The organism is Paenibacillus oryzisoli (assembly GCF_001653565.1).
GTDB classification, from domain to species: domain Bacteria; phylum Bacillota; class Bacilli; order Paenibacillales; family NBRC-103111; genus Paenibacillus_E; species Paenibacillus_E oryzisoli.
In genome coordinates this window covers 23,054-38,550 of the sequence record NZ_LYPB01000053.1, presented here as the reverse complement: position 1 = coordinate 38,550, position 15,497 = coordinate 23,054, and the positions used below count along the sequence as shown (strand labels likewise).

The window sequence follows — 15,497 nt, the reverse complement described above, 5'->3', positions numbered from 1 at the left end:
ATCTAGATATAGCTAAAAGCTATATTACAGCACCATGGGGACAACAGCCTGTTGAAGGGCTTCTACATAAGCTGTTCCAAGCTTGGATAGCGAGATATGGCTATGGGAAATCCAACCCACATTAATGGTTTCATCACAATCCAGTGGTACGGGAATAATCTCATTGCCATTCAGATCGGAGCTTAAGACCCCCGTTGAAATCGTATATCCATTTAAACCGATTAATAAATTGAACAGCGTCGCCCGGTCATTCACACGGATACTTTTCTTATGTGACATCGTACTAAGAATTTCTTCGGCAAAATGAAAAGAATTATATTCCCCTTGATCAAAGGATAAATACGGATAGCTCTGTAGCTGGTCAATGGTCACCATGGATTGCTTAGCGAGAGGATTTTTGATGGAGATAAAAATATGCGGTTTGGCGATAAATAAACTATTAAATTGCAGGTTTGCGCTTTTCAGCAACTTGTTTATCACCTTTCCATTGAACTCATTCACGTATAAAATGCCAATCTCGCTCCGCGAGTTTTTGACATCTTCAATGATTTCGTATGTTTTGGTTTCACGTAAAGCAAGCTCATATTCATCCTGCCCATACTCCGCCACCAGACTCACGAATGCATTCACGGCAAACGCATAATGCTGCGTCGATACAGAGAAATGCTGCGATGAAGGCTTCGCATTGAGATACCGACTTTCCAGTAACTCCGCCTGTTCGACAACTTGCCGCGCATAACTTAGGAATTCCACACCTTCCTTGGAAAGTGAGATCCCTTTATTGGATCTATCAAAGATAGAGATTTGGAGTTCTTCCTCCAGATCTCGAATGGCATTGGAAAGGCTCGGTTGGGAAATGAACAGCCGTTTCGCTGCTTCATTAATCGACCCTCGGTTCGCAACCTCAATCACATATTTTAATTGTTGCAATGTCATGGCTTCGTCCCTCCCACTGGTATACGAACCAGCGCTTCGTGAATTATGACTATGGTAACACATATTACGTGAATTGCCTTATAGGAAAGGTCAGTTGCTAGGAAACTTCCATAGACAAACAATTCAACTATATATATGATTAAACTAATTAAATAATGGATAGTTAAGGTGCATGCTTACGATAAGTAGGTAATGCTTAATTGGGAAGTCTGGTGAAATTCCAGCACGGTCCCGCCACTGTAAATGACGAGCGACTCTAGAAATGGCCACTGGTATAGCTATACTGGGAAGGCGAGAGAAGCGTTGACGCATAAGTCAGGAGACCAGCCTTACTGTGTATTCACACACTCTACGGATGATAGAGGAGGTGCTTTTTTTCGTTGTCTACGACCCATACTGACATCACAGCCCTTGATTTTTTCCATGCAAGGGCTTTTTTGTATATTCACCATCCCAATCATTTTTCACTTGGAGGCTCACAATGAAACTACCTTATAGGATGTTTACCCTTTTCATGGCTCTATTCCTATTGGCAAGCAGTCTACACATCAATCCCGTATCCGCTATGCCGAATGCAGCTGTAGACAATGCTGTACAGGATACAGCGCAGTATGTACTTCAAACGGTACAGAAACCGGAAGTTGGTTCAATCGGCGGTGAATGGGCCATTCTTGGCCTTGCTCGCTCCTCCGCTTACGTGCCGCAAAGCTATTACGATGATTACTACAGAGGTGTAGAAACCTACGTTAAAGCGTTGAATGGCAATCTGCATGATAAAAAGTATACCGAATACTCCCGCTTGATTATAGCTTTAACAGCAATTGGCGCGGATCCCAGTAACGTTGGTGGCTATAATTTGTTGAAGCCGCTCGGCGACTTTGACAAGACGATATGGCAAGGGATCAACGGGCCAATATTTGCTTTAATTTCTCTGGACAGCGGCAATTACACGATACCCGTCAACACAACTGCCAAGAAGCAGGCAACGAGAGAGATGTACATTGACGAAATATTATCGAATCAATTGCAAGATGGCGGCTTTGCACTTTCGGGCACGTCTGCTGATCCTGACATTACCGGTATGGCCTTGCAGGCTCTAGCTAGGTATCAGAGCAATACGAAAGTCAAAGCAGCAACAGAGAAGGCCATTATACTTCTATCTCGCATACAGGACAATGAAGGCGGCTTTGCAAGCTTGGGTGTAAGTACTTCGGAGAGCACTGTGCAGGTATTGATGGCACTATGTGAACTTGGCATTGACCTCCACGACAGTCGTTTTGTGAAAAATGGCAACACAATTGTCGATAATTTACTCTCCTTTTATTCAAAAGGACAAGGATTTCAACATACCAAGGATGGCAGCGGAGCAACGGGCATGTCAACAGAGCAGGCTCTCTATGGACTTGTGAATGTGCAACGCATCCTATCGGGTCAGAGCAGCCTCTACAGAATGAATGACGTCAAGCTAACTACTTCGTCTACGCATGTAGTTGCTAACGGTTTAGCCAACAAGAACAAGGATATCAAAGTGATGCCCGTCATCGCTGCGAATCCATCTTTCTCCGATATTACCCACCATGTGAACCAAGCGGCCATTTCATCCCTAGCATCGAGAGGCATTATTAATGGGTTGACGGACAATCAATATGCACCTGACCAAACAATGACTCGCGCTGAATTTGCAACCATTGTAACCAAAGGTCTCGGCCTTCCTCTGCGAAAACAAGCACGATTCGACGATGTCCCTGCTGCATCCTGGTATGCGGACTATGTTGGCGCAGCGTATTCTTATGGCATCGTAAGCGGTACATCCGATACCACATTTACGCCGAATAGCACGATTACGAGACAGGAAGCTGCTGTCATGATTGCCAATGCAGGCAAGCTCGCCGGCATGAATACGACGTTAAGTACAAGTGAAATCCGAGATATGCTAGCGCAATTCGGGGATTACACACGCACGGCGGAGTGGTCGAGGAATGCACTGGCTTTTAACTATCGCGAACATCTATTATCGCAGGATATGCTCAATATTGAGCCTACTCAAACAGTCACACGGGCTGAAATAGCGGAGATGCTTTACCGTTTACTCACTGCAGCACAATTAATTAAAGAGGCGAGCTAATGCGACTTACCAAAAATAAAGGGATTGCCGCAGCACTTATCTTGACCGTACTCGTCATTGCCTACCTGAGCAGCGGACAGCCGCGCCAGCAGGCCATTCCGACGTCTACCATCGCGCTAGAAACGAGCAGTCCACCAATAGCATCACCTGCTGTGACTGAACCGGACGCTGAACGTTCGCCAGCTCCCCCATCACCCGACGCTTCACTTTCAAGTACCGAGACACCGGCGGCAAGTCCGACAGTGGCATCTCCGTCAGCGTCTGCTTCTGCGGCTGCGTCCCCATCTCCACCTGCCTCGACGCAGGCCGTGGAGCCCCCCGCTCCATCGGGTAAAGATGCGGACGGCAGCCAACTAGAGCTACCCAAGGCTACCGAACCAAGCGCGAGATCAGCTATGGACATAGACCCTAAGACGGGTAAGGACCACTACCTTACCGAACCTGTTCCTGAGGGAAAGCCGCTTCCCATAGAGCCGGAGAACGCGAAAACTTCTGACAAACAACTGACAGCTACGCTTTCGGTAAGCTGCTTAACAATACTTAACAACATGAAACTTCTCGATCCTGAGAAGGCCGAGCTTGTCCCGAAGGATGGTATGATTTTCAAAGCCCAGCAGGTGACTTTTTATGAGGGAGAGTCCGTGTTTAATGTCCTACAAAGAGAGATGAAGAAGAACAAAATTCATATGGAATTCGTGAATACCCCGATTTATAATTCCGCCTATATCGAAGGGATTAACAACCTATATGAATTTGATTGTGGAGAGCTCTCAGGTTGGATGTACAAAGTGAATGGCTGGTTCCCCAATTATGGCGCAAGCCGCTATCAACTGAAGCAAGGGGATGTCATTGAATGGGTATACACCTGTGATTTGGGACGTGACGTCGGGGACACCTATAATTCAGCAGGCGGTGGTAAGAAGCAATGAGGGATTCCTTTGCCAGCTTCCACCCTTTCGTTAATTTTCTGTATTTCACATGCGTCATCCTGTTCTCTATGGTCTTTATGCATCCGGTCAGTCTAGTGATTTCCCTGAGCTTTGCCTTTGCTTATTCGATCTATCTCAACGGGAAGAAAGCCATCAAGTTCAACTTTATCTACATGCTTCCTTTTCTTATCATCACCGCGTTAATTAATCCTGCCTTTAATCACGAGGGCGTCACGATACTGATGTATTTGCATAGCGGCAATCCACTGACCCTGGAATCAATTACCTATGGCTTTGGGGCAGCGGCGATGTTCATATCCGTCATCTGCTGGTTTTCTTGCTATAACGCGGTCATGACCTCGGATAAATTCATTTATTTATTTGGTAAAATAATCCCTGCCCTGTCACTCATTTTCTCCATGGTGCTGCGCTTTGTGCCTCGCTTTAAGGCTCAGCTCCTCATCGTTTCCAATGCACAAAGGAGCATCGGCAGAGATGTCTCCAATGGCAGCCTCATCCATAGGATTCAGCATGGCCTACGGATCCTATCCATTATGGTGACCTGGATGCTTGAAAATGCCATTGAAACGGCAGATTCGATGAAAAGCCGTGGGTACGGGTTGAAAGGAAGAACGGCATTCTCCATCTTCACATGGGAAAGCCGTAATCGAACCGCGCTTATCACCCTTCTCGCAACCGCAGGCTATATCTTCATTGGAGCTGCTGCGAAAGCGATGTATTTCCGATACTTCCCTTCTATGCGAAGTACGGGGCTTTCTTTGTACAGTATAAGCGTCTTTATGGCCTATGCCTTTCTATGTGCAATACCGCTTATTATCAACATAACGGAGGATAGAAAATGGAAGTCTTTACAATCCGACAATTAACATTCTCCTATCCTGGCTCTCTGGGACATGCGCTTCATGAGGTAACTTTAGCTATAGGGCAAGGGGAGTTTATTACAATATGCGGCAAGTCGGGGTGCGGTAAATCAACGCTCTTACGGCACTTGAAAACCGATCTTACCCCTCATGGATCACGAAGTGGCGAGATCTTATTTCATGGGACGCCTCTCGAACAGCTTGACCGACGCACCCAAGTTGCCCAAATCGGCTATGTCCTACAGTCTCCCGACAACCAGATCGTGACTGACAAAGTCTGGCATGAGCTCGCTTTCGGTCTTGAAAGCCTTGGATACGACACCCTGGAGATTCGGCGGCGTGTTGCTGAGATGGCCAGCTTCTTCGGCATACAGGCGTGGTTTCATAAGCCAGTTACCGATTTGTCCGGCGGACAGAAGCAACTGCTGAATCTAGCATCCATTATGGCTATGCAGCCCAAAATTTTGATCTTGGATGAACCCACCAGTCAGCTTGATCCGATCGCTGCATCTGAATTTCTAGCTGCTATTGGCAAAATCAACCGAGAGCTCGGCGTCACCATTCTCATCTCCGAGCATCGGCTCGAAGAAGTTATGCCGCTGTCCGATCGGGTTATCGTGATGGATCATGGTGAAATTCTCCAAGTGGGAACACCGAAAGAGGTTGGCGAGAACCTTCGGGATCTAGGGCACGACATGTTTCATGCCATGCCAACACCGATGCGTGTGTATGCACGCATCGACAATCAGCTTCCTTGCCCTATTACAGTGCGTGAGGGAAGGGAATTTCTACATCATCTTGCACAGAAGCAAGCCTACACGCAAGACAATTCAAGTGTGGACAATCCCGTGCGAACAACTGAACCAACGCTTGAGCTAAACGAGGTGTGGTTTAAGTATGAGAAACACGCCCCTGATGTTGTGAAAGGCCTTAGTTTACGTGCCTATCCAGGCGAAATCTATGCGATTGTCGGCGGCAATGGAACGGGCAAAACAACGTCCCTCTCCCTGATCTCTGGACTCCATAAGCCTTATCGTGGAACAGTCCTGATGAAAGGGAAAGACCTCGACAAGTATTCGGACCGTGAGAAATTCAATGGACTTCTTGGCGTTCTTCCCCAGAATCCGCAAGCACTCTTCGTCCATAAAACAGTGCGGGCTGATCTCTTCGAGATGCTGTCCGATAGCAAGCTGGACAAGGATCGTAGTCAAGCCTGCGTACAAGAAGTTGCAGAACTCTGCCTATTGCAAGATCTTCTCGACCGCCATCCCTATGATTTGTCTGGAGGTGAGCAGCAACGCGCCGCGCTTGCCAAGATCCTGCTTCTTCAGCCTTCCATTCTGCTGCTGGACGAGCCGACCAAAGGATTAGATGCCCATTATAAAGTCATATTTGCAGACATATTAATGAATTTAAAACGGCATGGAACAACCATCGTAATGGTGAGTCATGATATCGAATTTTGCGCTAACTATGCTGATAGGTGTGCCATGTTCTTCGATGGAACGATCGTATCAGAGGACAATCCTCGCGAATTTTTTGCTGGGAACAGTTTCTATACGACTTCTGCAAGCCGCATGGCGAGAGACTTGATTCCGAAGGCCATTACTACCAATGACATCATTAAAGCTTTTCACGGGAATGAAGAAATGGATCATTTTACACCTAGGGAGCCTGTACTTCCACTGATTCGTAAAAGTACCAACACAACCATCGTGGCTGATCCTAACGAACAAACACCTATCGAACACAGAAGCCTCTCCAAGCGTACACGGACCGCCATGCTCATGATTTTTTTATTAATCCCATTAACCATCTGGTTTGGCATCTACTATCTGGACGATCGAAAATACTATTTCATTAGCATGCTGGTCATCTTGGAAACGATGCTTCCGTTCGCTTTGATTTTTGAAGGGCGAAAGCCCCAGGCCAGAGAACTTGTCGTCATAGCCGTGTTATGTGCGATTGGCGTCTTTGGCAGAATGGCTTTTTTCATGGTTCCTCAATTCAAACCCGTCGTGGCGATTGTTATCATTTCCGGCATCGCCTTTGGCGCAGAAACCGGCTTTCTCGTCGGTGCCGTCACAGGATTTGTATCGAACTACTTTTTTGGACAAGGACCCTGGACGCCCTGGCAAATGTTCGCTTTCGGGATCATAGGATTTCTGGCTGGTGCGCTGTTTAAAAAGGGGATTTTACGAAGAAATCGCATGGCTCTTTGTATGTTTGGAGGCGCAGCAACCTTTGTGATTTATGGGTTCATTATGAACTATTCTTCCATCATGATGACGCAGGCCAAACCAACAATTAGCCTACTTGTGCTTGCCTGTATCCGAGGCATTCCCTTTGATTTGGTTCATGCCGCTGCAACAGTGATCTTCTTATATGTGCTTGCAAGACCGATGCTAGAGAAATTAGACCGGATTAAAGAGAAGTATGGATTGGTTTCGTAAAAATAGAAAAACAGCACCTCATTGGTTAGTTAACCTTTGGGGTGCTGTTTTTTAAATAAGGATTAAGTAAAAGTTGAATTACTTCTTCTCGTGATAAGCTCTCATCGCAACAACGATTGCCATTTCACGTGTTACTTCATCACTCGGGTGGAACTGGTTATCCCAACCAGACATCAAGCCACGTGCCATAATCGTTAGCACACTCGCTTTAGCCCACTCGGATACCTGCTCCATATCGTCGATAGCTAGTGCTTGTTCAGCTGTTTGAAGCTTAAGGGCATTAACCATGATGACTGCCATTTGCTCACGTGTTAGCTTCTCATTTGGACTAAACTCGTCCGCACTCGTACCCGAGATCAGCCCTGCCTTATACGCTGCGTTCACGTAAGGATAGAACCAGTCCCCTTGCGCAACGTCGTTAAAGTTAATGACCTTAACTGCCTTCACATCTAACCCAAGAACACCAACTAGCATCTTCATGAACTCTGCTCTAGTTACCGTTGCTTGAGGACTAAATTTCCCGTTGCTACCCTCAACAAACGCTTTCTCCGTCGCTTCACGGATGGCATCAAGAGCCCAAGTAGAGATTGATGTAACATCGCTGTACAGCTTATTTAAATCAACTGCTACAGCCGTTACTTCGCTAGTCGTATAAGACACAAAGCTCGTAAAATGATTCGTTTTAATAATCAAATTGTTGTCTTGTACAAAAGCGTAAGTGATCTTTTCTTTACCCTTCGTTGCCTCGATGCCTTCAGCCTCTGTTCCATAAATCTCAATTGGCGTAAACACATTGCCTTCGATGAATCCGACTTGTTGGCCTTTGGCGCCTTTCAGTACAAGGGTTACAGGTCGATCGAATAGAACGGACTCATTCGGGTTGCCCATGGCAAAAGCTTGACCAAGCTTGAGCTGTTTCGCAACTTCTTCGCTTAATCCGTTTTTTACCAAATCCTGAATCGTTGAATCCTTAGTATCTAAAGAAGTGAGTAGTTCTACATTTACATTCCCCGATTTTAGAACTGTTCCCTTATCGATGGAGAATGAAATGTCACCTTTCACAGCGGAAATCATAGGAATACTGTCTTTCACATCTGTTAAATTAAGAATGACCTTGGATGTGATAACAGGGATATTGATGGTAATTAATTCTTTGTCGTTCATATCTTTCGTGATGTTTACTGGATGATCTGCTTTACTATCAGATGGGATTTCAATGATTGACTTTTTATCTCCAAGAGAATTTCCACCTACATAAGGTCCGCTAGACTCATTTACATAATTTTCTGTATAGCGAAGAATTATACTTGCATTTTTAGTCAGAATGTAATCAGCGATACCCACTTCAGGATCGATACCATCTACAGAATATAACCATCCACTATTAACTCCGCCATCAAACTCTGCTAATCCGCCAACACTAGAGATATAATTTCCTGAACTATTTTCAAAAGGGATGCTAGCTTCGTTTAATACTTTTTCTATTACGTAAGCTGCCGTTTTACCTTCTTCGACACTTATGGTAGTTTTCGGTAAGGTTACATTTTTCCCAGCAACTTTACTATAACCATTTAATTGGAATGACACAGAAATAATTTGTGGAATGGGTTTCGTTTGTAAGTTTTGATATGCTGAGTTAAGCTTCGATAGCGCACTATCCGCATGATATTGAATAGCATAACTATTCGCTACCACCCCTTTAGCAAGCGTTAAGTTAACTTGAAGAGCTTGCCAGCTCACATCTGTATAATTACCTTGTTGTACGGCATCCATTTCTACTATTCTTGCATTCAATGCTGTCTTATTTGCAATAGTAGTAATATCTTCTTCGTAATCATCTGTGTAGATTAACGTAATGATATCCGAGCTCTTTAACACGTAGTCAGCAATACCTACATCAGCAAATTGACCATTGACTAGGTACATCCAACCGCTTTTCGGACCACCATCTCCAGTTGCCAAACCACCGATACTCGTAATGTAATTGCCACTCGCATTTATTACGTTTAGATGACTCGTTAATTTATTAATCGCAAAGGCAGCTGTTTTACCCTCTTCAACTTGCGTATCCGCCTTGGCTAAGGTAACTGATTTGCCCGCTGTTGCACTATACCCGCTAATGATTACAGAAACTGTTAGTTGTTGCGGTGTTCCCGGAGGAGCATTGATTTGTAAACCTTGCACTGCTGCTAATAAGTCAGATAAGGCGACATCTACTTGTTCTTGTAAGGCAGTTGGACTCGCCGAGATCAATTTGGCGGCTGCCAAACTGTTTTGCAACGCTTGCCAGCTTACGTCTGTATGGTCGCCTTTTTGCATGTTATCAACATTCGTAATCGCCGCATTTAAGGATGATTTATTAACTTCTTCGAGTCCTTTGCGGATACTCAAATAGTATATTTTCGGTGTATTGAGTCCATCTTGCGCAATAACTCTAACGATTTTGGGTGTTGTCTCACTTAGTGTGATTTCTTTATCAATTAGCGTACCAGTCGTACCACTTTTATTGTTAATAAATATATTTGAAGCTGTTCCATTAGCTGTTAATTTAATCTTATCTGCGTTAATGAGAATATCGTTATACTCGTACACACCTGCAGTTACGGTAACTTGTTTCGTTGCCGAGGAATCTGCGCCTGTCCCTGATAAAACGATGCTTGAAAGATCTGCTGTTTCGCTAACTGAACTATTCGCTGTGACTCTTTGCAAGGATGAAATTTCAGCGCCGATTTCTCCTAATGCACCACCATCCATTTGGACAGCGTTAAACACTCTAACGTAACTTATGCTGTTCAAGCTTACAGGTTTACCTGTGCTGTCAACTGCCCAGCTTATATCTATCGGATCACCTTTGGTTGGTGAGGTTAAATATGGATTCACAGGTACATCATAGGGTGCATTGCCGTTAGCATGTGTATCGGGATATCCGAACGCATTTTTCTTTACATTAATTTTTACACCCGTATAAGTTTGGGACAGATTATTAAAACCTATTGGTGCATTAGGATAATTAGCAGGTATTGGGTAGTAGGCATGTTTATGATAACTGTTAACTTTGACATTTCCACTACCAGATTTATTGTCAGTCCACGGTACATTTACCCCATTTACTGTTGTAAATTCGGGTTCAGGATTCGTATATGTAACTTGGTAATCCCAAATCGTACTATCCTCATAATGTTCGGATCCTGCAATGTAATACCATGTGCCTGGATTGCCTGTCCCATCATCCTGTGCAACAGCGACACCTGCCGGTTCTTCATTGCCCGAGAAAGCATTCCCGAACACTGTAAAATCAACCCCATATGGGTTCAATGAACTATTTTGAATAGGATCATCAAATTTATACACGATACTTCCACCAAATGCTCCTAATGAAACACCAGTAGATCCAGGCGTATTCGTCCATTTGGCGTTTATATCGCCAGTGCCCCCCCAACCCGCTTCATTTGTGAATTGACCTGGTGCTGGAAGCCATTCTAGGATTGAACTAGGCCCAGTACTTGAAGCAGCAACTACTTGTTTACTGGTTCCAAATAAGAAACCAATCGACGAAAATAGAAGCATAACAGACATAATAAGTGCAATAACTCGTTTTGGTACATAACGATAACTCATTTTCCCATTCCTCTTTCCCTTATTAAATTGCATAAAGGGGTACAAAAAAAGCCACCCTCAACTACTAGGGTGACTTCAACTTTAATCAGAACATACATACTTCACACAACACAAATAAGCCTTATGTGAGCAGCATACGCTTAGTAACTAATCCCCACCCCCAAGGAATTAGAAACATCCAATAAATAAAGGCAGGTCTCCTGGCTTATGCGTCATCGCTTCTCTTCGCCTTCCCAATCTCGTAAACAAGACAGTGGCATATGAAAGAGTTACTCTGCAAGTACAGTGGTGGGACCGCGTCGGCTTCTACCGAACTTCCCTTTTAAGTAAGCATCTGTAGTAGTATGCTTACACCCTTATTTAGAACATATGAAATTATCAAAGCAAACTTATGTTACCCCCTTTTAATAGTTTTGTCTACTTAAAACAAAAAAGGCAACCCACCAAGACCTCTAAGCCCGGCGGGATTACCCTTCTTATTACTTGAACAGTCGGTAGGTAATTGGATTAATATTTACAAATGCTACGCGTAATGATAACTAGCAAAATGAAAAGGACTAGAATGCTAGCAGCTGAGTTGTTCTTCGGAGGACAAGCGACTGCTTGCGTGTGAACTGGTTTCGGGAAAACAAATTCAGTTTGTTGGTAGGACGCGTGCAGGTGAATATTATTGTGCATCGGTTGTTGCATAATTGGCGCTGGCGCAGGAAGCGGAGTAGGCGTCGGCATTGGCATTGGCATCGGGGTTGGCATTGGCATCGGCATTGGTTGCATTGGGTAATTCGGAACTTTTACATATTCCATGTGAAGAGCACCTCCTTGGGATTTTCCCTATCGGGAACTTACACGTACATAAATGAGCTAAACTGGCTTGTTATTGTTTAAGTTGGGTGAATAGCTTACAACATCAGTCTATGGGGAACCACCTACGTTGCACACGGTAAATACCCAGTTTCATAATAAATTGGGTGGGTGTCATGGGCGAACGAGCATAAGCAGGTAGCTAGTCGATTATTTCGACTAGCTACCTGCTTCACAGCCACTTTCGCCGCGCGTTAGTCGATTATTTCGACTATCTGCCTCCTAGACAGCCACTTTCCCCCCGCGTAACTCGATTATTTCGACTTACAGCAGCTACACTGCTACTTTTCCATACTCTAACTCGATTATTTCGACTTACAGCAGCTACTCAGCTACTTTTCCATACTCTAACTCGATTATTTCGACTTACAGCAGCTACACAGCTACTTTCCCATACTCTAACTCGATTATCTCGACTATCACCTCAACCCCCTTCAAACACAAAAAGGGCCGCCCCCACAACAGCAGGAGCAGCCCTTCCAATCTTACACGTATGGATTATTCTCACGTTCAAAGCCAATTGTCGTTTTCGCGCCATGCCCCGAGTAGACGATGACTTCGTCATCCAGCAGGAACAACTTGTCCTGAATGGAATCCAACAAGGTATTGTTGTCTCCACCGAGTAAGTCGGTACGACCAACTGATAGTTTAAACAACACATCACCGCTGAACAGGTGATTGTCATACAAGAAGCTCACACTACCCGGCGAGTGGCCAGGCGTATGGAATACCTTGAGCTTAATGCCAAGGAACTCCAGCACTTGCCCCTCATCCAAAGCGAATTCCGCTGGATCCGTTACAATCGGAGCGCCGAGGTCAGGCCAGCGTGCAGAGCCGTTTTTCTTCGGATTCGTCAGCCAATCGGCTTCTAGATCATGAATATACACCGGACAGCCCTTGAGTTTACGAATCTCATCAACGCCACCGATGTGATCGAAGTGCGCATGCGTCAGCAGGATCGCCACGATATCCATGTCGGCAATTTTCTTAATCAGCGACTTCGGATTCATACCGGGATCGATAATAATACCTTGATTCGTCTCTGGATTCGACAGTAAATACGCATTCGTCTGAACCGGACCCAGGACGAAGGATTGAATGTTGATCATCGTGTTGCCACCTTCACCTTTTTAGAACGATTCGATCAATGAACGAAGTTCCTTCACAATAACAGCATGGTATCCATTACCTTCGCCATATTGACGGCCCATTTCAGCTCTCGCTACTTGGATTTTTTCGTTATAGTCAGCCGCATCGCGATCTGGATTGTCTTTCTTGAATTGCGTCATAACCGCTTGCACGTTCTTCGGACGAGGTCCCCAGTGTCCAAGCGAGAAGCCGCCAGTATCCGTAAATACGACGATTGGAATCCCACGTCCGCCACCAGTTAGGAACTGGTCAATAACATCATAGTTTTGTTCAATGATAAGCACTTCCGTAGGAATGCCGCTATCTTCCAAAGCCTTGAAAACGACAGGAACGTTGCGCACAACGTCGCCACACCAGTCAGCAGCAATAATCAAGCAGCGAAGATCATCGCGATTATTCAGGGATTCGAAATACTCTTTATCCTCTTCATTGTCCCAGGCAAAACCATCGTAATACGCCAAAAACTGCTCTTTATTTTTCTCCATACTCTCGATAAACTGTTTCGGCTTCAGGCCTGTACCTAACTTACTAGCAAGATTAGCACCCATCGTTGTCATCCTCCCAGGATCATCCTATTTCTCACTCATTGTAACAAAAGCAAACGAATCCGCCAAATCTACTTGCTAGACTTTCGTTTTTCTTTTGAGATAAAATTGATAGCCCGCATACAGAATCGTCAGAACGACCGCAGCGATAATTAATGGTTTAATATAAGGCCCTGCGTATTCGCCGATCGTCTCCCAGTTGTCTTTCAACTTCATGCCCAGATAAATATACAAAAACGAGTAAGGAACTAACGCTAGTCCTGTGTACAAAGTGAACTTACCTAATGGCATTTTGGCCATTCCACCTGGCAGTGAGATCGCATGTCGCACAATCGGAATAAATCTCGCTGTAAAAATCATACCTGTGCCGTACCGATTAAACCAGTTCTCCGCCACATCGATATGGTGCTTGCTTATCAATAAGTATTTACCGTATCTTTCCAGAAAAGGTCTGCCACCGTAACGTCCGATCCAGTACAAAACAACTTGAGCCAGTGTTCCCCCAACGACCGCGCACACCATAGCACCCACGAAGTTAATTTGACCTTTGGATACCAGATACCCTGCGTAGGCTAAAAGCAATTCGTTCGGAATGACCTCCAACATGAGTCCAAGGAAAATCCCCCAGTACCCCAGGCCTTCCAAATATACCAAAACATTTTGAATCAACTCATGCATACGTAACCCTCTCTTCGCTTCGCTTTCCATTACATTTACTACTTACTTCAAACTTAACTGGAAAAAGTACATCTAATTTCCCCAATAGGATCAAAATAAAGAGAATAACTGGATTTTATCCATCTAAAATCACCCATTCTTCTCAAAATCACCTATAATCCACAAAATAGCTGGATATTTTCCATGTATTCTAATCTTTCAGTGGAAACCCTCATAATTAGCTGTAGTTTTTCCTGTTAAAAGCGCTAGAAGCTCCGAACTTCCCTATGAGGTATGAGATCAAATCTAACTTGAACATACTGCCTTATTCTTAACCCTGAATTTTCTAATCTCATCCACATTCTATCATAGACAGGCCGCTATCCTCTACTTGTATGCAACTCATCGTTGAAATACGCCAATATGTGCGATTTGCATGCTTCCACAGGTGCGCTGAGCTCTTTGCCTACGCGATGAATCAGCCCGTGTTCTAACGGAATCCCTGGCTCCGATTCAACACGAAGCAGCTTACCTGCTTCTAGCTCCCTTTGAACCGATGTGATAGGCAGCAAAGAAAGTCCCATGCCGCACATCATCGTTTGTTTGAGCATTTCCGTACTGTCGAAGGCCATTTCGGTAAACGTAGCAAGCCCTTTGTCCACCAGAACCTGAGAGGCCAACGATTGATAAATGCACCGACTGCCGAAGCCGATGACCTGCGTCTGCGCGATCGCTTCCCAGCCATCCAGTTCGATGCGCTTCACGAGCGTTGGAGCCCCTACCCACACCAATTCATCCGCGAGCAGCGGGATAAATGTAAGATTGCGCACCTTGGGATCGCGCGGTACAATGCCTAAATCCACGCGATACGCGGACACCTCCTGCATGATGTCGCGTTGAAAACCCGTTTCCAGCTGCAGCTGGATCTGTGGAAACCGCTCGAACAACGTTGGCAGCATCATTGGCAGATGCGGCACGCAGAATGACTCCAGCGCACGCAGGCGCACTACGCCTTTGGGCTCCTGTAAGCCCATCAGCTTCTCCTGCAGAGATTCGCCCAACTGCAAGAAACGGTAAGCGAACGGCGCCACCTCACGTCCCGCCCCTGTCAATTCAACCCCGCGCGGCAACCGTGTGAAAAGCGCCTGTCCCAGGGTTTGCTCCAGCTGCAGAATATGCATCGTAACGGTGGATTGTACATAACCGAGCTTAAGCGCGGCTTTGCTGAAACTCTTTTCCTCCATCACCGTGATGAAGGTTTTCATGCTGCGGCCATCCAACTGTTCCAACATACGAGCACACCACCCATCGAATTATCGAATATCAACTATCGAAATCATTCG

The 15,497-nt window shown here is 45.2% G+C and carries 11 protein-coding genes and 2 riboswitches; of the genes, 4 read left to right on the top strand and 7 right to left on the bottom strand.

The features are described 5' to 3' along the window. Positions 1-24: 24 nt before the first annotated feature. Positions 25-936: a LysR family transcriptional regulator gene (locus A8708_RS10485; RefSeq protein WP_068663463.1), complete on the bottom strand. Its 912-nt coding sequence runs from the start codon at positions 934-936 to the stop codon at positions 25-27. A gap of 148 nt (positions 937-1,084) precedes the next feature. Continuing rightward, positions 1,085-1,282: riboswitch (cobalamin riboswitch) on the top strand. 135 nt (positions 1,283-1,417) lie between these two features. Here A8708_RS10485 and A8708_RS10480 point away from each other — a divergent pair. From A8708_RS10480 to A8708_RS10465, 4 genes are read left to right on the top strand one after another with little or no spacing between them, the layout of a single operon-like run. Beyond that, positions 1,418-3,061 carry an S-layer homology domain-containing protein gene (locus A8708_RS10480; RefSeq protein ID WP_068663462.1) on the top strand — a complete coding sequence of 548 codons (1,644 nt, stop codon included), beginning with the start codon at positions 1,418-1,420 and terminating at the stop codon, positions 3,059-3,061. Continuing rightward, entirely contained in the window at positions 3,061-3,990 is a 930-nt protein-coding gene (locus A8708_RS10475; RefSeq protein WP_068663461.1) for a DUF4430 domain-containing protein, read from the top strand. Before A8708_RS10480 ends, A8708_RS10475 begins: the two co-directional genes overlap by 1 nt. Further along, entirely contained in the window at positions 3,987-4,877 is an 891-nt protein-coding gene (locus A8708_RS10470; RefSeq protein WP_068663460.1) for an energy-coupling factor transporter transmembrane component T, read from the top strand. The genes A8708_RS10475 and A8708_RS10470 overlap by 4 nt, the downstream gene beginning before the upstream one ends. Next, positions 4,850-7,324: an energy-coupling factor transporter ATPase gene (locus A8708_RS10465; RefSeq protein WP_068663459.1), complete on the top strand. Its 2,475-nt coding sequence runs from the start codon at positions 4,850-4,852 to the stop codon at positions 7,322-7,324. The genes A8708_RS10470 and A8708_RS10465 overlap by 28 nt, the downstream gene beginning before the upstream one ends. 78 nt (positions 7,325-7,402) lie before the next feature. Here the strand turns inward: A8708_RS10465 and A8708_RS10460 are convergent, their stop codons facing one another. From A8708_RS10460 to A8708_RS10435, 6 genes are all read right to left on the bottom strand, one after another. Then, on the bottom strand, positions 7,403-10,942 hold the full coding sequence (locus A8708_RS10460) for an S-layer homology domain-containing protein (RefSeq protein ID WP_068663458.1): 3,540 nt from the start codon (positions 10,940-10,942) through the stop codon (positions 7,403-7,405). A gap of 173 nt (positions 10,943-11,115) precedes the next feature. After that, positions 11,116-11,315: riboswitch (cobalamin riboswitch) on the bottom strand. Between the two features lie 134 nt (positions 11,316-11,449). After that, positions 11,450-11,746, bottom strand: a complete 297-nt coding sequence (locus tag A8708_RS10455; protein WP_068663457.1) for a hypothetical protein — start codon at positions 11,744-11,746, stop codon at positions 11,450-11,452. A 542-nt stretch (positions 11,747-12,288) separates the two neighbouring features. Continuing rightward, positions 12,289-12,912 carry an MBL fold metallo-hydrolase gene (locus tag A8708_RS10450; RefSeq protein ID WP_068663456.1) on the bottom strand — a complete coding sequence of 208 codons (624 nt, stop codon included), beginning with the start codon at positions 12,910-12,912 and terminating at the stop codon, positions 12,289-12,291. A 21-nt stretch (positions 12,913-12,933) separates the two neighbouring features. Continuing rightward, complete coding sequence (locus tag A8708_RS10445; RefSeq protein ID WP_068663455.1) at positions 12,934-13,500, bottom strand: thioredoxin family protein; 567 nt, start codon at positions 13,498-13,500, stop codon at positions 12,934-12,936. 75 nt (positions 13,501-13,575) lie between these two features. After that, positions 13,576-14,175, bottom strand: a complete 600-nt coding sequence (uptA, locus tag A8708_RS10440; RefSeq protein WP_068663454.1) for an undecaprenyl phosphate transporter UptA — start codon at positions 14,173-14,175, stop codon at positions 13,576-13,578. Positions 14,176-14,534: 359 nt separating this feature from the next. Beyond that, positions 14,535-15,446, bottom strand: a complete 912-nt coding sequence (locus A8708_RS10435; RefSeq protein ID WP_068663453.1) for a LysR family transcriptional regulator — start codon at positions 15,444-15,446, stop codon at positions 14,535-14,537. Positions 15,447-15,497: the final 51 nt, after the last annotated feature.